25 protein-coding genes and 3 pseudogenes are annotated in these 19896 nt (G+C 30.9%); 26 read left to right on the forward strand and 2 right to left on the reverse strand.

Features of this window, described 5'->3' with window-relative positions; all coding sequences use genetic code 11:
• Window positions 1-22 precede the first annotated feature (22 nt).
• From IPH11_00730 to IPH11_00775, 10 genes and pseudogenes are all read left to right on the forward strand, one after another.
• Window positions 23-963, forward strand: a pseudogene (locus tag IPH11_00730) (SDR family oxidoreductase).
• Window positions 960-1586: an oligosaccharide flippase family protein gene (locus IPH11_00735; protein MBK6912262.1), complete on the forward strand. Its 627-nt coding sequence runs from the start codon at window positions 960-962 to the stop codon at window positions 1584-1586. Before IPH11_00730 ends, IPH11_00735 begins: the two are co-directional and overlap by 4 nt.
• A 353-nt stretch (window positions 1587-1939) precedes the next feature.
• Complete coding sequence (locus IPH11_00740) at window positions 1940-2266, forward strand: hypothetical protein (GenBank protein MBK6912263.1); 327 nt, start codon at window positions 1940-1942, stop codon at window positions 2264-2266.
• 842 nt (window positions 2267-3108) lie between these two features.
• Entirely contained in the window at window positions 3109-3558 is a 450-nt protein-coding gene (locus IPH11_00745; protein ID MBK6912264.1) for a hypothetical protein, read from the forward strand.
• 4 nt (window positions 3559-3562) lie between these two features.
• The gene (locus tag IPH11_00750) at window positions 3563-3856 is read left to right on the forward strand and encodes a glycosyltransferase (protein ID MBK6912265.1); all 294 of its coding nucleotides are present in this window, start codon (window positions 3563-3565) and stop codon (window positions 3854-3856) included.
• 395 nt (window positions 3857-4251) lie between these two features.
• Window positions 4252-4980, forward strand: coding sequence for a polysaccharide deacetylase family protein (locus tag IPH11_00755; GenBank protein MBK6912266.1), 729 nt, complete (start codon window positions 4252-4254; stop codon window positions 4978-4980).
• Between the two features lie 296 nt (window positions 4981-5276).
• Window positions 5277-5627, forward strand: a complete 351-nt coding sequence (locus IPH11_00760) for a hypothetical protein (protein ID MBK6912267.1) — start codon at window positions 5277-5279, stop codon at window positions 5625-5627.
• A gap of 160 nt (window positions 5628-5787) precedes the next feature.
• On the forward strand, window positions 5788-6537 hold the full coding sequence (locus IPH11_00765) for a glycosyltransferase family 4 protein (protein ID MBK6912268.1): 750 nt from the start codon (window positions 5788-5790) through the stop codon (window positions 6535-6537).
• Window positions 6538-6604: 67 nt separating this feature from the next.
• Entirely contained in the window at window positions 6605-6790 is a 186-nt protein-coding gene (locus tag IPH11_00770; protein ID MBK6912269.1) for a hypothetical protein, read from the forward strand.
• Complete coding sequence (locus tag IPH11_00775; protein MBK6912270.1) at window positions 6774-7193, forward strand: hypothetical protein; 420 nt, start codon at window positions 6774-6776, stop codon at window positions 7191-7193. The genes IPH11_00770 and IPH11_00775 overlap by 17 nt, the downstream gene beginning before the upstream one ends.
• Before the next feature lie 49 nt (window positions 7194-7242).
• On the opposite strand, the gene IPH11_00780 is transcribed toward IPH11_00775, so the two are convergent.
• Window positions 7243-7413: a hypothetical protein gene (locus IPH11_00780; protein MBK6912271.1), complete on the reverse strand. Its 171-nt coding sequence runs from the start codon at window positions 7411-7413 to the stop codon at window positions 7243-7245.
• 863 nt (window positions 7414-8276) lie between these two features.
• Here IPH11_00780 and IPH11_00785 point away from each other — a divergent pair.
• From IPH11_00785 to IPH11_00840, 12 genes and pseudogenes are all read left to right on the forward strand, one after another.
• Complete coding sequence (locus IPH11_00785) at window positions 8277-8471, forward strand: hypothetical protein (GenBank protein ID MBK6912272.1); 195 nt, start codon at window positions 8277-8279, stop codon at window positions 8469-8471.
• Window positions 8472-8758: 287 nt separating this feature from the next.
• Window positions 8759-9142: a glycosyltransferase gene (locus tag IPH11_00790; protein MBK6912273.1), complete on the forward strand. Its 384-nt coding sequence runs from the start codon at window positions 8759-8761 to the stop codon at window positions 9140-9142.
• A gap of 448 nt (window positions 9143-9590) precedes the next feature.
• On the forward strand, window positions 9591-9878 hold the full coding sequence (locus IPH11_00795) for an FkbM family methyltransferase (protein ID MBK6912274.1): 288 nt from the start codon (window positions 9591-9593) through the stop codon (window positions 9876-9878).
• 578 nt (window positions 9879-10456) lie between these two features.
• Complete coding sequence (locus tag IPH11_00800) at window positions 10457-10594, forward strand: hypothetical protein (GenBank protein MBK6912275.1); 138 nt, start codon at window positions 10457-10459, stop codon at window positions 10592-10594.
• Between the two features lie 402 nt (window positions 10595-10996).
• On the forward strand, window positions 10997-11368 hold the full coding sequence (locus IPH11_00805) for an acyltransferase (protein ID MBK6912276.1): 372 nt from the start codon (window positions 10997-10999) through the stop codon (window positions 11366-11368).
• Between the two features lie 297 nt (window positions 11369-11665).
• Window positions 11666-12034, forward strand: coding sequence for a hypothetical protein (locus tag IPH11_00810; GenBank protein ID MBK6912277.1), 369 nt, complete (start codon window positions 11666-11668; stop codon window positions 12032-12034).
• Between the two features lie 167 nt (window positions 12035-12201).
• A complete protein-coding gene (locus tag IPH11_00815) occupies window positions 12202-12291 on the forward strand; it encodes a hypothetical protein (GenBank protein MBK6912278.1) in 90 nt (29 codons plus the stop codon).
• A gap of 171 nt (window positions 12292-12462) precedes the next feature.
• Entirely contained in the window at window positions 12463-12888 is a 426-nt protein-coding gene (locus IPH11_00820) for a hypothetical protein (GenBank protein MBK6912279.1), read from the forward strand.
• A gap of 101 nt (window positions 12889-12989) precedes the next feature.
• Window positions 12990-13403, forward strand: coding sequence for a hypothetical protein (locus IPH11_00825; GenBank protein ID MBK6912280.1), 414 nt, complete (start codon window positions 12990-12992; stop codon window positions 13401-13403).
• The gene (locus tag IPH11_00830) at window positions 13400-13981 is read left to right on the forward strand and encodes an asparagine synthase (GenBank protein ID MBK6912281.1); all 582 of its coding nucleotides are present in this window, start codon (window positions 13400-13402) and stop codon (window positions 13979-13981) included. Before IPH11_00825 ends, IPH11_00830 begins: the two co-directional genes overlap by 4 nt.
• A pseudogene (locus tag IPH11_00835) lies at window positions 13969-14328 on the forward strand (hypothetical protein). The gene IPH11_00830 and the pseudogene IPH11_00835 overlap by 13 nt, the downstream one beginning before the upstream one ends.
• A 91-nt stretch (window positions 14329-14419) precedes the next feature.
• Entirely contained in the window at window positions 14420-15145 is a 726-nt protein-coding gene (locus tag IPH11_00840; GenBank protein MBK6912282.1) for a class I SAM-dependent methyltransferase, read from the forward strand.
• A 267-nt stretch (window positions 15146-15412) separates the two neighbouring features.
• Here the strand turns inward: IPH11_00840 and IPH11_00845 are convergent, their stop codons facing one another.
• Complete coding sequence (locus tag IPH11_00845) at window positions 15413-15838, reverse strand: hypothetical protein (protein MBK6912283.1); 426 nt, start codon at window positions 15836-15838, stop codon at window positions 15413-15415.
• A gap of 502 nt (window positions 15839-16340) precedes the next feature.
• Here IPH11_00845 and IPH11_00850 point away from each other — a divergent pair.
• The 4 genes and pseudogenes from IPH11_00850 (at window position 16341) to IPH11_00865 (ending at window position 19862) form a co-directional block, all read left to right on the forward strand.
• Window positions 16341-18615 (forward strand): annotated as a pseudogene (locus IPH11_00850) (bi-domain-containing oxidoreductase).
• Between the two features lie 5 nt (window positions 18616-18620).
• The gene (locus IPH11_00855; GenBank protein MBK6912284.1) at window positions 18621-18920 is read left to right on the forward strand and encodes a hypothetical protein; all 300 of its coding nucleotides are present in this window, start codon (window positions 18621-18623) and stop codon (window positions 18918-18920) included.
• An 82-nt stretch (window positions 18921-19002) separates the two neighbouring features.
• Window positions 19003-19413 carry a hypothetical protein gene (locus IPH11_00860; GenBank protein ID MBK6912285.1) on the forward strand — a complete coding sequence of 137 codons (411 nt, stop codon included), beginning with the start codon at window positions 19003-19005 and terminating at the stop codon, window positions 19411-19413.
• A gap of 248 nt (window positions 19414-19661) precedes the next feature.
• Entirely contained in the window at window positions 19662-19862 is a 201-nt protein-coding gene (locus IPH11_00865) for a hypothetical protein (protein ID MBK6912286.1), read from the forward strand.
• Window positions 19863-19896: the final 34 nt, after the last annotated feature.

Raw genomic sequence — 19896 nt, forward strand, 5'->3', positions numbered from 1 at the left:
CATTTAACCTTTATAATTTATTATGAGATTTTTAGTTACCGGCGGTGCCGGCTTTATTGGTTCTAACATTGTTGAGGAACTACTTAAACGCGGACACGCTGTACGTGTATTAGATAACTTCTCTACAGGGAAGCGGGAGAATCTGAAGGACTTTAAAAATGATATTGAACTGATTGAGGGGGATATCCGCTCTTTTCATATCGTTCAGAAAGCAGTTAAAGGTATAGATGTAATTTTACATCAGGCGGCTTTTCCTTCTGTGCCCCGCTCTATCAATGATCCTATTACAAGTAATGAAGTTAATGTTGTGGAACTCTAAATATTCTTGAAGCTGAAAGATTCCGGAGTTAAGCGGGTCGTTTATGCCTCTTCTTCTTCTGTTTATGGTGATAACCCTGAACTGCCGAAGCACGAAGGTATGATGCCTAATCCCCTATCCCCTTATGCAGTTAGTAAGTTAGCGGGCGAAAAATACTGCCAGGTTTTTTCCCGTTTATACGGAATTGAAACCGTAGTATTAAGATATTTTAATGTATTTGGACCAAGACAGGATCCCAACTCCGAATACTCTGCTGTAATTCCAAAATTTATTAAACTCATATCCAATAACCGGCAGCCGACTATTTATGGCGATGGAACACAGAGCCGTGATTTTACTTATGTAGCTAATGTAGTTGAAGCAAATATACTTGCAGCAACTAAAGAAGTGGAAGCAGGAATTGTAATGAACTGTGCCTGCCATGGACAGGTTACTTTGAACGAACTCGTAGCACAGGTTGCCAACCTGTTGCATAAAGAAGCAAAGCCAATTTACGCTGAACCAAGGCAGGGGATATTAAGCATAGTTTTGCTAATATAGATTTAATTAAGAAAAATCTTAATTTTAAACCAACAATTAATTTCAATGATGGTTTAAAAGAAACGATAAAGTATTATTCAGCGGGTAATGCTTCTAAGCAATGAGAATCAGTGAATTAATTAATATATTAAAACTTAAGTTTAATAAATCCCAATTTTCAAAAAACTTTTTAACACTTTTTTCAGGAAGTGTAATCGCACAAATCATTCCACTTATTGCATCACCCTTCATCGCAAGATTATTTCCTCCTAGTGAATTTGGTCTGCTTGCCATTTTCGCTGCCATAGAAAGTTTTTTATTAATATTCTCTTCCATGCAATACGAACTCGCGATTATGCTACCGGAAGATGATTCAGAAGCTTTTCACCTTTTAATACTATCTTTATTGATAACGTTAATAGTTACTATCATATCGGCTCTAACAATTCTTATTTTTAATTATAAAATTGCAATTTTATTAAACAGTCCCGAACTGGCTGGCTGGTTGTTTCTCATTCCGATTGAGATTTTGATCTTAGGCAGCTTCAAGTCCTTGAATGTCTGGGCAAGCAGGTATAAAAAATATCGTAGAATTTCTTTTAGACAAATAACTCAGTCAATAACACAATCTGTATCTAAAATAATTTTTGGATTACTTGATTTTATTTCAGGTGGATTAATAGTTGGAATGATATTAGGTGAATTTACATCAACACTGGGGTTGGGTCGCAGTACATTTAAAAGATGATAAAAAATATTTTATAGGATAAACCTCAAAAAGATGGTTCAATTGGCAAAAATATGATCAGTTTCCTAAATATAGTAGTCCGTCATATGGTTTCATAGATATATTCAGTAAAAATGGAATCATTTTTATTATAAATCATTTTTTTAGTGCCTCTGTGCTTGGATTGTTCTCTTTTTGCAAATAATCTTCTTCGAAAGCCTTTGGTACTTATCGGCAATAATATAAGGCAGGTGTTTTTCCAATCAGCGAGTGAGAAATATAGGAATAACAAAACGAATATCTGGCCTTTTACAAAAAAAATTATATTATACTTATTTTTAGGAGGAATCATTTTATTCTTACCATTATTGTTTTTGGGACCTCAGATATTTGCATTTGTATTTGGTGAAAGATGGAGGGAAGCAGGGGTTTATTCACAATATCTTACTCCATGGTTGTTAATGAATTTTGTACTATCCCCTATTTCATCTGTACCGATGATTCTAGGACAAACAAAAAAAATATTTTTTATTACGACTATTAATAATGTTGGTATTCCAGTTATAATGACTATTCTTTTTTTGAATAATATTAATTTAGCAAATGCATTATTTTATATTTCTATTTTTGTAATTGGATTTTCATTTTATACGATAATGTGGATTAGAAATATTTGTAAGGCAACTACTTTAAATAATTAAAATTATAACTAACCTATATTATAGAAAAAGATATGCTTTTTAAAGAAGAAACTATTAAATATTTGAACGGAGAAAAATTTTCAAATAGCTTAAAAATATTAATTTCGAAGAAGGAAAATACTATCACTAGTCGAATAAAATTGCTTGAGAATTTTTCTAAAAATAAAAAAATAAAAGATATGTCGTTGCTGTGATCACATACCATTAATCCATGAGAAAATTTAAAAAAATACATGGTTACATAAAAGAATTAGTGAAGTGGCTTCAAGATGAATCGGTATAGATATTGATACAAATGCTATAAAATTTATCAAGGATCATTACAATTATGAAAATATATTTTTTGGCGATGTAACCGCAAAAGATAAAATAGAATTAATATCTAATGAGACTTGGGATGGAATGATCCTCGGCGAAATTTTAGAACATATTGATAATCCAGTTGAATTCTTGTCTGCAGTAAGACAGAATTATAAAAATAATATTAGAAAACTACTAATAACAGTTCCAAACGCTTTTTTAATTACCCGTTTGGTGATACACCAGAAAATGTTTTCATTAATAATGAAATCAAATATCTTAAAAGATTTTTAATAAAATTTACATCATTCCTAAATACTCACTGAAAAAATAATCTAAAATTAAAGAACTCATTTACAGTCGATCTTTCTTACAACCAATACATCCATGAAAAGCATCCTATAAAATATATAAAAAATATTTTCTTAGTTTTTATTAATGCATATCTTTTTCAAGAAACACTTAAAAATTTAACAAAAGTTGATTCTATAAAAGAATTTATAAATCATTCTTTTTCTATTAGAAGCAACAAGAACCAAAAAATGGATGGAAATACAACATACTCAAAAACTATACTCGAATTCGGACAGATTATTTGTTATACATTTTGGACTGAAAATAGGACGTTAGGACTAGGTTTATTTGCAAATCGTCATAAGAATGTCATAGTTATAAGCCGTGCCCATGGAACAGACTTATACGAAGAACAAAAAAATGGCTATATCCCTTTGAGGTTTGTAACAATTAAACATCTCCATCATCTTATTTTGATCTCATCTGCTGGTTATGATTATATCTTGGCAAAATACCCTGCATTTAAAGAAAAATACCACATTTTCAAATTGGGAATGCAAGACCAGTATTCTATGGCAAAACATTCCACAGATAATGCTCTAAGAATAATTTCTTGTGCACGAATGGAAAAAGTAGAAGCAATTGATTTGCTTCTAAGAAGTTTAATAAGACTCAAGATCAAAATCCAGAATTGCTAATAGAATGGAATCATTTTGGAAGTGGGTCAGAATTGAAAATATTCAACGAATTATTCGTAGGCTTCCTTCTTCAAATTTGAAAATTAATTTGCGCGGTAATATTAATAACGATGAACTATTGGAATACTATAAGAATAATTTAATTGATATCTTTATTAATACGAGTGATTCAGAGGGACTACCAGTATCTATTATTGAGGCACAAAATTTTGGAATTCCTGTTATAGCTCCAGCATTAGGTGGTATACCAGAAATAGTAAATGGAAATAACGAGTTATTTATTATCTTCACAACCTAATGAAATTGAAATTGCAGAAACAATAAATCTGTTTTAGTAGAAATAGACAAGATTGAGAAGAAAAAAATGAAGCCAGAAAAAATTTCTTAATCAATTTTAATGCAGAAATAAATTATAACGAGTTCGTAAAAAATTTCTTAATATAATTTTTGTTTAATGGAAAGTCTAATTAAAAAAAGTATACGAAAACTAATTTACTACTCTAATTATAATACGATAAAGAATAGTCTTACTGTCTTCAATTATCACCAAGTTAGCTCTAAATTTGAACCTAAAATGCACGATATGGGCACGTGGACAAAGATAAATTTTTTAAAAGCAAATGAATTACATTAAAGAACATTACGTGGTAGTTACTTTGCAAGAAGGATTTGAGATTATTAAAGACAAACAAAATGTATGCTAAATATGCTGCAATAACTTTTGACGATGGCGATAAAACATTATATGATATAGTGCCAATCTTAACCAGTTATAATTTACCTGCTACATTCTTTCTCAATACTGCTTATTTGAACAACGAAAGTTATGGTTATCAAATAATTAAATATTTATTACATGCTGAAGATGGTATGGTTGTTCCAGAATTTCTACTAAAAAATGTAAATAATATTCGCAACACTTTGAATAGAATTGAATATAAGCACTTTAGGGAAATATTCAGAAATTTTTTAAAAGAATTTCAACCCAATTTAGATTTATATATAAATGAATCCTTTATAGAGAAATTAGATCAATCATTATTCCATATAGGGTTACATGGCCATACACACGAACGTTATTCAATGATGAATGAAGAGTGGCAGAAATTAGATTTAATAAAGAATATTGAAATACTTTCTTCTTATAACAATTACCGTCCTTTTTTTGCAATACCGTATGGTAAGAGTATAGATTGGAATATGAATACAATTAAAATAGCACTAAATTTAGATTGTGAAGTATTATACCACGATTCGATTAATCTGTTTTATAGAGTCGGTATAAACCGTATTCCTGCGGATCATTTAACAATAGAGGAATTAATGATCAAGAACTTAGAGGATAAAATTTTGGCAATTAAGATATCAAAACATACCCTGAAGATTTTCAAAGAATATTTCCACTCTTACAAAAATTCCTAAATGTTCAGGAAAATACAAGTAAATTAATTAGATTATTTGATAACTTTTGGCAGACAGATGAAAAACATTGTGGCTATTTGTTGGAAGATAATGGAAAGATTGTAGGATTTTTAGGTTATTTATTTTATCGAAGAATAATAAATAATGAAACACATAAACTTAAGGATTTAGAAGATTCATACTTTATAACATTAAGCGATTGGTTCGTTTAAAGGATTTATTGATTCAAAAAATAAAAGTATTCACTAAAAGCGAAGATCTAAATCAGATAAATTGATGGCACAGAAAAAAAAGTAGTGAGCGATCATTTAAGATTTAGCAAATTAAAATATGCAGCAGTACTTATTAATGGGGTAAAAATTTTCATAGTTTATACAATCAGGCAAAAGAAGAAGCTTCCATTCGCAGAGATACACTATATTAGTAATCTTGAAATATTTCTCGAAGAATTTCAATGGTTAAGAAGTTTGGTTTCATTCAAATTAAAAGTATTTGGATTTTTTATTGATAAAAGATTTTTGACGGGAAGAGTATTTCCATTTATGTATGAGTATAAATATCCTATCCCTAATATTTATATTTCGGAGTTACTTGAACCGCACCAAATAGATCTGTTATATTCTGAAAAATTTGTCTTATATGGATAGGAGGTTATGAATATACTTTTTGTTCATCATGGAAAAGGTATCGGTGGAGCGCCTTTAAGTTTATTATATTTTTTAAAGGAGCTTAAGAATTATAATTATAAACTCAAGGTAATTTTTATTTATGAAAGTGATGTTGTTAATCTGTTCAAGGAAGCAAATATTGAAATTAGATTTTGGATCAAGGATTTACAAATACTTCTATAAATATTATGGGCATAGTGAAGCGGGATTTTATAAATGGTACCAGATATTTGCACAGACACGACGAATAATATCCTGGGTATTATCTGCTTTTTATTACTCAAAAAAGATACTTGAAAAAGAGAATTCTGATATAATTCATTTTAATTCTTCCGTTTTAACCGACTGGTGTATTGCAAGTAGAAATTTGAAAGCAAAAAAGATTATTCATATTCGTGAACCTTTAGCCCGAGGTTACTTTGGAATTAGAAGAGATCTTCTTAGATACATTTATTCAAAATATTGTGATCACATAATTGCAATCAGTCCAGATAATATGCGAAGAGTTAATTTGCCAAATAAAACTAGTGTTGTCTATAACCCAATTAATTTTAATGACTTTGACTATTCGAAATATAGTCAGCAGTCAAATGAAAAGGTTAAGAAAATACTTTTTCTTGGAGGCATTCACAAAGCTAAAGGATTCGATGTCCTTGTTGATGCACTTAAATATTTAAATAGTAATATTCAAATAATCTTGTGTGGGTATTATAGTGATTCAAATTCAAGCCAGCAGTTATTTAGTAAGATGCATAAAAAATTAAAAAATTGCAAAAGCTCTAAAAATGTACAAATCCTAGGGGTCGTTAATGATATTCAAAATGTTATAGCATCTGTTGATGTTGTTATCTTTCCCCACTATTCCTCATTTCGCCAGACCAATAATTGAAGCCGTGCAATGGGCAAACCTGTGATTGCGTCTGATTTACCAGGATGGATGAATTAGTAATTAAATAATGAAACAGGTTTGTTGGTTGAACCAAATAATCCGGAGTCCCTGGCAAGGGCAATTAATGGGTTATGTTCCGATAAGGAAAGATGTAAAAGGATGGGAGAAAAATGGTTACATTAGAGCTTTGGAATTATTTAACGTCAAGATTACTGCAAAACAATTAATGAAGGTTTATGAATCGGTTTTATAAATACAGCTTATTGTTTCTATTGATAGCACAAAGCAGTATTCCCTTTTTCTTTGGAAACGAATATTTAATTGCAGGATTTATTTATTCTTTCATATTATTTTTATCTATAAATAGATCAATAGACAAATACATAATCCTCTATTCAGCAATTTTTGTTTCTTTATTCATTTTGCATTTTTTCTTTGCCGATGATTTTGTATCGAGTTTAATGGTAGGCTATATCATACGTATTTTCTTTGCATATTTTACTATTAGGGTTATTGGCGAGGAGTTTGGTAAGTACGTAGTTAATATTATTTATTTTTTCGCAGTTGTCAGTTTTTTTTCTTTTTATATACCGCTTTCATTATTTCGGCTGCAAATATTACAACTTCATTATATTATAATGTATTCAAAGGTTTAGAGGTTTACCCTGATAATTTCCGCATAAATATTATACTTTATACACCGGATTACTGGTTAAATTGGATCCCTCCGCGTAATGCAGGACCCTTTTTGGAACCGGGTGGATTTGCAACATTTCTTGTTGTGGCTATTATCTTAAATTTTGAAACTAAAAAAATGTTTGATAAAAAAATATCATTTTTTATTTTAGCTTTACTCAGCACCTTTTTCTCGCTCATACATATTGCTTCCCCTCATCTTAGTATTATTCTTTTATCCAAACGAAATTTCAGGAGTATTGCCATTGGATACCATTCATAATATTCTTATCATACTTTAGTTATTATCAGCTTCCGTTCTTAGGAAAAAATCGAATCACAGTACACGGAGTTTAGTTTATATAGCAACCCTTATAGCGAGCGTACCCGTTTAGCAAGTACATACTATGACATTCAGTCAATTATGAAAAATCAATAATTGGTAAAGGAAGAGTGGAAAGAGATGAATTCGAGCGTGATGTTAATGGATTTACTGCACTTGTCAAACAATTTTGGACTTATAGGTTTCTTTACTTATTTCGGTTTTATTTTTTATTTCCTTAAAGAAAAAGGGCATTATTTCAAAATATAAATAATGAATGGATTTTTTATTCGGTGATAATACTTGCTGGAAAATGGATTCTCTCAGGGATATTCGGAAAACCTTTTTTATGTCTCTTTTTTATTTATATAACTGCTTATAAAAGTTATAGCCAGATAACTCATTAATTTATTATGAAAAAATACTTTTTATACCCTTCTGCTGGTTTAGGGGTGCCCCAGTAAGTCTTCTTTATATTATTAAATATCTTAATATACCTAATACAAAAATCCAAGTACTTTTTTAAAAAAATTCTGATGCTGTAAAATTATTTGAAAAATTGAGTATAAAATTGTATAGTAGTTAAAGGGTATTTTTACGAAAATTTCTATAAGTATTTTATTCACACAGTTCCAAATAATATTAAATACTACCAAATTATAAGAGCCGTACGCGTGTTTTTCTCCTGGATACTTTCCTCTTTCATATTTGCTCCAAGTATCCTTAAAAAAGGAACCCTGATTTGTTATATCTAAATTCATCGGTGCTTTCTGATTTTGCATTTGCCGCAAAAAGACAAAAAATTAAAAATCTTGTTCACATCAGAGAACCTATTGCTCAGGGTATATTTGGATTACGTAAAAAACTAATAAGTTTGATTTTTAATTATGCTTGTGATGATATCATTGCAATTAGTCATGATAATGCAAAAGGTTAGAAAATAAGAGGACAAAAGTGATTTATAACTTTGTTGATTCTCCTGAAAATTCTCAAACGCAAGAATCAATAAGAGAGTTGAATGAAAATTTTACTTATTATCTCTATTTAGGAGGAAAATTCAATACTTAAAGGCATTGAAGTAATAACTGATGCATTAAAGTATCTTGATAAGAATATATGTATTATTTTTTGTGGATATTTTAATGACAATATCACAAGAAAGGAAAAATCATTAACTATTTCTTTAAAAGATACCATTCTAAAAGAATTAGAATATTGAATAAATTGAGAAATGCCGAGAATGCAATAATTATTGGTTTTACTAATGATGTGCCTCATTATCTTGAACTATCACAAGGACTGATATTCCCCGCTATTCGAGAACATTTCCCAAGACCAATTATTGAGGCTTTTGGTGACGAAAAGAAAATAGCAATCGCTTCAGACTTACCGGGAATTGAAGAAATAATCAAGGATGGAGAAAATGGATTTCTATTTAAAACATTCTCTTCAGAAGATTTAGCTAGAAAAGTAAATTTTACAAAAGGATTAACAACTAAAGAAAGAATTCAGATCGGAGAGAAAGCCTATGAGAGCTATTTAGAAAAGTTCTCAGTTAAAAATGTTAACAGAATAAGAGAAATAATAATATCTATTATTGGGGAATAATAAAAAATTATGTCAAATTTCATAAATAATATATTAAAAAAAATATGGACTAATAATTAATAAATATCCACCCGTGATTTGGATCGACGTATCAAGTTGCTCAACACTTGTAGTATTGACACAGTATTGGATGTTGGGGCAAGTACCGGGGGGTATGGGATATTAATGCGTAATATTGGTTATAATGAAAGGATAATATCTTTTGAACCAATTAAGCATTCATTTAATGAACTAAAAAAAATGCAATTCGAGATTCGAAATGGGTAGTTTATAATTACGCATTGGGTGATGTTGATAAAACTGCTATGATCAATATAAGTGAAAATTATGATAGCAGTTCATTTTTATCTATTACAGAGGTGCATTGTGATATTGAAAACAAATCAAAGTTTTTTTCAAGTGAAGAGGTAGTTATAAAAAACTGGATTCAATTTACGCTTCTCTTAAATTGAGCAATGAATCAATACTATTAAAATTAGATGCACAAGGATTTGAAAAACGGATTTTAGAAGGAGCCCAACAGTCAATAGATAAAATAAATTGTATCCAAATTGAATTGTCATTCCAGCCACTATATGGTGGCTCAAGTAATTATCTTGAAATGATTAATTACTTAGATACTTTAGGATTTGAAATTTGCGGTATAGAGCCTGGTTTTCAGGATAATAAAACTGGTAAATTATATCAATTTGATGGATTCTTTATTTCTAAAAGACTTAATCATCTGTTTAAATAAGTTATTTAACTTTGAATGTATGAAGGAAGATATATAAAGATTTAAAATTGTTGAATGGTGTATGAAATCTAAGAATATTATTTTCACCGGCAGCTTTCAATATCCTACAGGATATGCATCAACCAAAAGAATAGATCACCTGATTACTTATTTAAATAAAGCTGGATATAATTGTCAGGTTATATTATTTAGTAATAACAAAAGATCGGGCATTTTAATCAGACGGTTTATAAGTGTTTATATCATTTCGATATTAAAATTCTTAATTTTTTATTCTTACCGGTTTCTCTCGCTCTTTTTATTAAACTTCTATATGATAATCCTAAAAAGGATAAAAACTATCTTTACGTTTATAGTGGTATTACATTTGAAAATATATTAATTATAATCTTTGCAAGATTATGGAATTATAAAATCATTGTGGATTATGTTGAAGATTTTTCTTTTAGTCAAGAAAAAGTTACTTTTATTCGAAGAATAAAAAACTGGTCAAATAGTATATTGGGGAAAAAAGTTTCCAAATTTGCTGATTTCATAGTGGTTATTTCAGAATATTTATTAACAAAATATAAAAGTTAGTGCCAGATAATTTTCCGGTTTTACTTCTTCCTATTAGTGCTCAGCCAAATAATTTTAATAAAAACACATACGTGAATAAACAAATTAAGATTTTATACTCCGGTACTTATGGTGTAAGGATGGCGTTATCTTTTTAATTCATGCATTTAAAAAACTCGTTGATGATAACAATGAAGTCATATTAATCCTTACTGGCGTAGTGAAGGTAAAAGCTGCGGAGATAGGAAATTCAGGGAGAATTATTTGTGAAAAATATTTTAACCCTGACATAAATGGTCAATTGTTTTATAATTTTATCGGAACGTAAATAATGCTGTCAAATAAAAATTTTCATCGTTTATTAAGATTTTTACTAAATGTTTTATGCCATTGAAAATTTTAATAATAAAAAGATCTTTGGGGAAAGCCGGTAACAACTTAAAATTTGGACCAAATGTTTCATTCTATAACCGTAAGAAATTTTTATTGGGAATGATGTATTTATAGGAGATGGAAGTACGGTTGCCGGGAATGTAAAGGTGACAATAGGAAATAATGTAATGTTTGGGCCGGAAGTTATGATACGAGGTGGTGATCATAATTTTTCATACGTTGGTAAGCCGATGCGTCAGGTTAAGGAAGGTGGTATAAATTTGCCCAGTACTATTGAAGATGATGTCTGGATAGGAACAAGAGCTATTATATTGAAAGGCGTTACAATTAGAGAAGGTTCTGTAATCGGTGCTGGATCAATTGTTAGTAAAGACATCTTACCGTATTCAGTGTCAGCGGGAATACCTTGTAAACCTATTCGATGCAGATTTACCGGCTCCGATTTAGAAAAACATTTGAGTATGGTAAATTCTAAATATAGCTTGGAAGAAATAATTTCCCTCTATTCAAATCAGAATTTGAAAGACCTGATTGTTTAACAAAAATATTCTCATTCTGGTGCCTGGTAAAGATGCTCGTGGCGGGATAAATAATTATTATTTTACTTTAAGAAAACACCTGCAATCAAACATCTTCTATTTACAGCGTGGCGAACGTAATTGGCCTAATAGGCAAAATGTATTCTTTGAAGTTTGGCGTGAATAACTGATCTTATTAAATTTTTCATTGTAATAAGAAAAGAAAAATTGAACTAGTTCAAACTACTACCTCCTTTCTTCGCTTGCATTATTCAGAGATGGTCTATTTGTAATATTCTGTAAGTTATTAAATAAAAAGTGATTGTTTTTATTAGAGGCTGGGATTATAGTTTTGCAAGCAATTTAGAAGGTAAAAGTTTCTCACTATTCAAATTCATATTCTTTAAAGCCGACGCTCTGATAGAATTATCAAAAGACAATAAACAAAGGTTATTAAATTGGGGTTATAAAAAGAATATTTATTTGGAAACCACTACAGTTGATGATGAAATAGAAAATGCAGCAACATTAAATATTATATTAGACAAATATGAAACCATCCCGGAGTCAATTAATATACTTTTACTTTCTCGAATAGAAAAAGAGAAAGGAATTTTTGAAGCTATTGATGCCTTTGCTGCTATCCTTTCAAGCAATCTAAAATATAAACTTATCGTTGCCAGGTGACGGCAATGAAATAATAAATGCAAAAAATATGTTATTGATAAAAAAATTAATGGTGTGTTTTTTAGGTTTTGTAAATGGGCAAAAAAAAATAGATACTTATCTTGATGCTCATATTTATTTATTTCCGACTTATAGTGAGGGTATGCCGAATTCAGTTCTTGGAAGCGATGGCTTGCGGTTTACCTATATTAACAACTCCTGTTGGCGGTATTCCGGATATTTTTGAAAACGGTAAAATGGATATTTTATTGATGTAAAAATATACCTGATATCACGGAGAAACTCATCAAACTTAGCAATAACAGAAAAATATGCTGGAAATAGGGTCTTATAATTTTACTTATGCACGGAACAATTTCTCAGCGAAAATAGTGGCTTCGAGAATAATTAGTATATTTGAAGAAATATTAAGAAAATAATTATTAAATATGTGCGGCATATTCGGATACATAGGCAATAATCCTAAATCATTTGATAGAGAGTTATTAACTCTAAAGCACAGAGGTCCCGACAATAATTCTTCTTTTTCACACCAATCCTATAACAAACATATTTACTTAGGTCATACACGTCTAAGTATTGTTGATCTATCCGCCAAGGCTAACCAGCCTATGTCATCATCAGATCAGGAAATTATTTTAATATTTAATGGTGAGATTTATAACCATAATGAACTTAGATTAAATTGTCTTAAGGATGAAAAGTTTATTTCAAACTCTGATACCGAAACTATATTAAAACTGTATCAGAAGCTTGGTTTAGATTTTATTAATGAGCTTAACGGCGATTTCGCTTTATCAATTTATGATAAACGATTGGAAAAGATATTCCTTTTCAGAGACAGGCTAGGGTAAAACCACTTTACTATTATAGAAATGAAAATGAATTTATATTTGCTTCTGAAATCAAAGCAATATTTGCTGCAGGAGTTGAAAAGAAAATTTCAGAACAAAGTTTGAATGAGTATTTTATTTTTAAGTATGTACCGGAAAACAATACTTTGCTTTCGAATGTTTATCGGTTGCAGCCCGGTAATTATATTACTCTTGATTTGAAATCTTTTGAATTGATCATTAAATCATACTGGCAGCTTAAAAAGAAATCCGAATATTCGAAAATGCATTATGAGGATGCAAAGGATCTATTAAGTGATTTGACGGGCAAAGCTATTAGAGCACAATTGATGTCCGACGTACCGTTAGGGACTTTCTTTTCAGGTGGTTTAGATTCTTCTATAATAGTTTACCACTTAAAAGATCATACTGATATAATACATTATGCCGCAAGGAAGTCTAAAGAGGACCTTAAAAATGAGGTTCCACATCCGATTATCATTATGCAGAAAAACTTGCAAAGGAATATTCATTGAATCTTATTCCAATTGATATTGGTAATGAGGAGCTTAATGTTGATATAATTAATAAAACATTATACTATTCGGATGATCTCATCGCAGATGGATCACAGATTCCATCGTACCTAATTACACGTGAAGCTTCAAAACGAACTAAAGTATTGCTTTCCGGTATGGGCGCAGATGAACTATTTTTAGGATATGCAGGTCATCAGCTTACTTTAATGGCAAGTTATTTTGATAATTTACCGCAGTTCTTAAAATCCTTAAGCGGAAGTTTATTAAGTAACTTAAAAGCGGGGCAAGGATCATTAAAAGCATATAAGCGTTATCTCCAAAAATTTGGAAGATATATTAACAATCCCCTTAGATATGGTTTTTATAACATAGTTGGTGACCTTGAAAATTCAATGTCTGTTTATTCATCGCCCAATAATAATCCTTTAGAAGTGTTCAGAAAATATTTTGGAAATGATAATGATCCCTTTGATAACATCTCTGCTTTTGAATTGAATAATTTCCTGGTGAAAAATCTGCACTACATAGATCGAATGTGCATGGCAAACTCTATTGAAGGGCGTGTCCCCTTTTAGATTACCGACTTGTTGAGTTTGCATATTCACTTCCCCGTTCTTATAAACTAAGTGCATCGGGCAGAGGTAAACGAATATTAAAGGATATGGCATCACAGTATTTACCTGATTATATTATAAAAAGAAGAAAATCAGGTTTTGGAATGCCTCTAAGAAGTATTTTTAGTAGTGAAGATAAAATAAATTCTTTAATTGATTATGAAATGTTAAATGAAATTAAAAACTTTTCAGTTGATAATATTAAACGCATTATCAAAAACCATATAGATGGCTCAGAAGATAACTCTGCTTTGATTTATTCAATAGTTTCATTTCAGATGTGGTATAAGATATTTATTAATAGATAGCTTATTAATTTTAACAATTAAAATTTGTATTACATTTACATATGATTGAAAAAGATATTGAACAAGTAAAAGATTTTTGGGATAAAAATTTATGCGGGAATCGCTTTGTAAAATCGAAATTTCCTTCAAAAGAGTTTTTGAAGAGTACACTGTTTTTCGATACAAGAAAACACATCACTTACCCTTATATATTAATTTTGACTGTGCTGCTGGCAAAGATGTTTTAGAAATTGGTTTAGGCATTGGTGCTGATGGAATAAATTGGGCAAGAAAATCTAAAACCTATACAGGTGTTGATCTCACTAATGAGGCAGTTGAAGCGACAAAAATACATTTTAACTTAAAGGGTTTAGCAGGAAATATTATACAAGGTAATGCTGAGAAATTAGACTTTCCAAATGAGGCATTTGATTTAGTTTACTCACATGGTGTTCTTCATCATACACCCAATATGGTTAGTGCTTTTAATGAAATTAATAGAGTTTTAAGAAAAAATGGTGAAATCATAATAATGTTATATGCTAAAGAATCTTTTAATTATTGGATTAGAATTCAATTGCTTTTCAGGATAAGACTTATAATTGAAATCATTAAAAATTATTTTGGCATAAAAAGCAAAGGTGTTTGGAAAGCTCATATTTTCAACTTTAAGAAAATTGGTGGCAGGTATATGAGTTGGAAAGAATTCCCGCATCATTGTACAGATGGGCCAGATTGTGCCATAGCTTTTATACTATCTAAGCAAGCAGTTATCAAGTTATTCGAAAAACTGGTTTTAAAATTACAAAAATTAAAAAGCACACTTCCTTGGGGGTAAATTTCCTAAGGTAGAACGATTTATCGCTAGCTTGATAGGTTTTCATAGAATCATTTGGGCTGAAAAGAAATAAAAAAAACATAACAGAATCAATGAAACAGCTAACACTAAACCTTAATAAATATTTCTGTGCTTAATCTTTCATAAAACTTGAGATTTATTCAATGCAAATTCAACTTTAGGAAAAACTTTAAGCGCTAAAATCTCCGTATCTAATCTGCTACCAAAAGTATCTAAGTTTATTCTCTATCTTTCCCCTCTATACTTTCACGGAATATTTGATAAAGTATCTTCTGGACCTATTATATTTCTTGTTACGTGAATTTTAATATCCTCACCTTCTTGTTCTTTCTTCTCTTGCGTTTTTAGTTTTAAATTTTCTTCAAGAACTTTTATAATATTGATCAGATCTTTTTTCTTCATATTCTCATAATCTGTTTTTCTCAATGCTTCGTATGCTCTGTCAAGTTCCTCTGAGATTTTTTGAGCCCTGACTACATTTTTAATTCGCTGCTCTGATATGAACTGCTCCTCAATAATTTGCGTAACCTCTTCAATTTTATCTTTTAACTCCTTGCTCCATTTAATTAATGTTGGTTTACTCACATTTACCTTCTTCGCAATCACATCAAATGATAATCCTTCAGCTCTTAATTCAATAAATTTCTGTTGCTTTTCAATACTGATAGTCATATATATACCTATGATTTACTTTAAATAATTTTACTAAAAATCTATTATAATTAAAGTTATAATTTCCCTATAGTAATACCTTTGTTATAATTTTCAATTTATAATTGACTTTAATTTATCACAAAGTGATGCCTTTGGCATAATTTAGAATTAAAAAATGTAAAGAAACAGTAAAGTTTTAGTTAACTTCTTTCCCTTCAAAAATAATAATTCAAACCGTTAAAACAATGACTAATAATTTTTTGTATTTAGTTCTCAACGGGATTAATCCGTTGAGAATAGTAATTCTAAGAGTTATGAACCGTTTCAACGGTTTACAAAAACTATCTCCACTAAGTAACCCAACGAAGCATATATCCCGATTTATAACGATATTCACTCAATCATTCAATAATCTCCTAACCGTTAAAATTTTTTAATTAAAATAAGAAAACGAGTGGTCATTTAATTATTTTAGCATATTATTTTGATTTTAACTAAGCATTAAAAATTTTATACTACTATGATTCAACTTGTCCAAAATCTTAAAGACGGAAAAATGGAATTGCTTGAGGTACCATTACCTGCATTGGACAATAATAAAATATTAGTAAGAAATTATTATTCTGTTATAAGTGCAGGTACAGAAGGAAAAACGGTTAAGGATGCACGCCTTGGATACATTGGTAAAGCAATGGCAAGACAAAAGGAGGTTAAGCAAGTATTTGAATCTGTTAAAACTCAGGGTATTACACAAACATATCAAATGGTAATGAACAAACTGGATGCTCCTTCGCCATTAGGTTACACTTGTCGCCGGTGAAGTAATAAATATTGGCGATAAAATAAATGATATTAAGGTAGGTGATTTTGTAGCCTGCGGTGGTGCAGGTGCAGTACACTCGGAATATGTTTCTGTACCGCGTAATTTATGTGTTAAACTCCCCTCCCCCACAGATATTAAGTTAGCAGCTTTTACAACAGTAGCATCAATTGCACTCCAGGGTATCAGGCAGGCAGACCTTAGATTAGGTGAAAACTGTGTAGTAATTGGATTAGGATTAATCGGTCAATTAACTTTGCAAATGTTAAATGCTGCAGGTGTCTTCCCTATCGGTATTGATGTTGAAGAACGACAGGTTGGGTTAGCAAATAAAATTGGAATCGGGAAATCTTTTACCCGCAACAGGAATGATATTGAGAAAACGATCTACGAACTTACTAAAGGTTATGGTACAGATGCAGTTATAATTACTGCAGGCACAGCCTCAAATGATCCTGTTGAACTTGCAGGGCGATTATGCAGACGCAAAGGTAAAGTGATAATAGTTGGAGCAGTACCAACCGGATTTACACGAGAGCATTATTATAAAAAAGAACTTGAGTTAAAAATGTCCTCAAGCTATGGACCGGGCAGATATGATTCTGATTACGAAGAAAAAGGAATAGACTACCCGATCGGTTATGTAAGATGGACTGAGAACCGGAATATGCAGGCATATATTGAACTGCTGGATTCCGGTAAGCTTAAGATGCAGGATTTAATTACACACGTTTATGATTTTGAAAAAGCTGCTTCTGCTTATGATATGATACTGAAAAAAGAAGAGCAGTTTGTGGGGGTGGTTCTTGACTATAAGATAAAAGATTCCCAAAGGGATGCAGAGCCAAAAAGTAAAAAGATAAAAGTTACAAGTGAAACGAGAAATGAAAAGGTGCACGCCCTTCCTTTGCTCAGGGTGCACGCTCAGTATGCAGACGACGGAACAGGAAGCATAATGAAGAGCAAACTACTTACGGCCATCTACCAACAACCTACTACATACCACCCACTAACTCCTAAAATCGGTTTTATTGGCGCAGGAAGTTTTGCACAGAATTTTCTACTGCCTAATCTTAAGGGCAAATGCGAATTTATCAGTGTTGCCACGTCCCGTAGTCATACTTCAAAAAATATTGCTGGTAAGTATGGATTTAATTCTGCAACGGGAAATGCGGATGAGGTTATAAATGATGAAAATGTTAATACAATTTTTATTGCAACCAGACATAATCTGCATGCTGAAAATGTTATTAAGGTTTTAGAGGCAGGTAAAAATGTATTTGTAGAAAAGCCGCTTGCTATGAATGAAGAAGGATTAGAAATTATAAATTCAAAATTTCACTGCCCAATGGAAAATTATAAATTCAAGGTTGATGGTTGGCTATAATAGAAGGTTTGCACCCTTGATTGTTAGGTTAAAAAGTGAAATAAGCAGCGTACTGCCAAAAGCAATTAATTACAGAATAAATGCAGGTACAATTCCAAAAGAACATTGGGTGCAGGATAATGAAATTGGCGGCGGAAGAATTATAGGTGAGGTTTGTCATTTTATAGATCTTTGTATGTTCGTTGCCGGTGCGCCGATAGTTTCAGTTTCAGGTGATGTAATGGAAACAGCAGACAACTTGATGGATACTATTTCTATCAGCTTAAAATTTGCGGACGGCAGTATTGCAAACATTTCTTATTTTTCCAATGGTGACAAATCCTTAGCTAAAGAATATCTTGAGGTATTTTGCGGCGGGCAGGTAATGATTGTTGATGATTTTAAAGAACTAAAAATATTAGGGAGTAAATCACATACAATAAAAATGAAGAAGCAGGATAAAGGACATGCTGCAGAAGTTGATGCGTTTATTAAATCAATTAAAGACGGACTCCCTCTCCTATTCCATTTAATGAGTTGTATCTAAGCAGTCTTGCAACTTTTAAGGTGATTGAGGCAATCAAAACAAGATCAGTCATAAAATTTTAATCGCAATGGATTTATTAAATGAAGCTTTGGGCAGGCTGCTAAGATATATTGAAAAAGAGAACTACCGTGGGTGGGATCCTTATGATGCACTTTCTTCTCCTTTGTTTAAGCTGCCATTTTTTAGATCAAATAAGTTTATAAGATTTGCTGCACAGCAAGCGGTTAAACGATCTCCTATTAATTTAAGACCATTGTTATTTATTCCTAAAGGTTATAATCCCGTTACATTGGGATTGATGCTGCAAGGTTGCTTCCGTTACTGCAAAGAAAATTCAAAATTCAAAACGTCCGGAATGTCAAATTAGCAAAGATTGAGTTTTTAATTAGTGAGTTAGAACGATTGCAGTCAAAAGGGTTTTCGGGAAGCTGCTGGGGTTATGATTTTGATTGGGAGGCAAGAATGCAAACATACCTGCATTTACACCTACAGTGGTTGCAACAGGCTTTATTACTAATGCACTTTTTATCTGTTACAGCATTACCGGAAATCAAAAAGCAAAAGAACTACTTATAAGCTCAGCTAACTTTGTATTAAAAGATTTAAATCGCACTTATTCTGGAAACCATCATCCATCATCCCTTATCCATCATCCATTTTGCTTCTCCTACTCCCCTTCTGATAAACAAATAGTTTATAATGCAAGTATGAAAGGCGTTAGAATATTATCACAGGTCTATTCAATTACGAAAGAGACACAATTATTGAAACTGCAAAGAATGCAGTTGAGTTTGTTATTAAAGATCAGAATGCTGATGGCTCATGGTTCTATTCTAAAAAGGATGCAGGTAAATGGGTAGATAACTATCACACAGGATATATACTGGACTGCCTTGACGAATACCGCAATCATTCTAATGATAAAAGCTATGACGAAAATATTAAGCGCGGTTATGAATTCTACATAAACAACGTTTTTGAAGAGGATGGAGCACCTAAGTTTTACAATAACAAAAAATATCCAATTGACTGTACTGCAGGAGCACAATCAATATTAACATTAACCAGATTTGGGGATAAGGATATTGCTTTAAAAGTTGCAGATTACATGATTAAGAATATGCAGAATAAAGCAGGATTTTTTTATTTTAGAAATTATGGTTATAAAAAAGATAAAACATCATTCATGCGCTGGTCAAATGCATGGATGTTCACTGCCTTAGCTGTCATACATCAAATTAAGATGAAAAAGAAATACGCACTTTTACAAATGATGTTGAAGATCATTCTATCTGGTTCAATGATTTAAGATATGAAACAGGGAAAAAGTTGTTGCTGAGGGA

Source organism: Ignavibacteriales bacterium, from assembly GCA_016709155.1.
GTDB lineage: Bacteria > Bacteroidota > Ignavibacteria > Ignavibacteriales > Ignavibacteriaceae > JADJEI01.

Bases quoted from the DNA above. Each gene is read 5' to 3' on its own strand.
- IPH11_00755 (MBK6912266.1), top strand. From the start codon at position 4,252: ATGTATGCTAAATATGCTGCAATAACTTTTGACGATGGCGATAAAACA.
- IPH11_00780 (MBK6912271.1), bottom strand. From the start codon at position 7,413: ATGAGCGAGAAAAAGGTGCTGAGTAAAGCTAAAATAAAAAATGATATT.
- IPH11_00750 (MBK6912265.1), top strand. From the start codon at position 3,563: ATGGAATCATTTTGGAAGTGGGTCAGAATTGAAAATATTCAACGAATT.
- IPH11_00865 (MBK6912286.1), top strand. From the start codon at position 19,662: ATGATTAAGAATATGCAGAATAAAGCAGGATTTTTTTATTTTAGAAAT.
- IPH11_00770 (MBK6912269.1), top strand. From the start codon at position 6,605: ATGAAACAGGTTTGTTGGTTGAACCAAATAATCCGGAGTCCCTGGCAA.
- IPH11_00775 (MBK6912270.1), top strand. From the start codon at position 6,774: ATGAATCGGTTTTATAAATACAGCTTATTGTTTCTATTGATAGCACAA.
- IPH11_00735 (MBK6912262.1), top strand. From the start codon at position 960: ATGAGAATCAGTGAATTAATTAATATATTAAAACTTAAGTTTAATAAA.
- IPH11_00820 (MBK6912279.1), top strand. From the start codon at position 12,463: ATGTGCGGCATATTCGGATACATAGGCAATAATCCTAAATCATTTGAT.
- IPH11_00745 (MBK6912264.1), top strand. From the start codon at position 3,109: ATGGATGGAAATACAACATACTCAAAAACTATACTCGAATTCGGACAG.
- IPH11_00805 (MBK6912276.1), top strand. From the start codon at position 10,997: ATGTTTGGGCCGGAAGTTATGATACGAGGTGGTGATCATAATTTTTCA.
- IPH11_00815 (MBK6912278.1), top strand. From the start codon at position 12,202: ATGGCTTGCGGTTTACCTATATTAACAACTCCTGTTGGCGGTATTCCG.
- IPH11_00840 (MBK6912282.1), top strand. From the start codon at position 14,420: ATGCGGGAATCGCTTTGTAAAATCGAAATTTCCTTCAAAAGAGTTTTT.
- IPH11_00845 (MBK6912283.1), bottom strand. From the start codon at position 15,838: ATGACTATCAGTATTGAAAAGCAACAGAAATTTATTGAATTAAGAGCT.
- IPH11_00855 (MBK6912284.1), top strand. From the start codon at position 18,621: ATGGATTTATTAAATGAAGCTTTGGGCAGGCTGCTAAGATATATTGAA.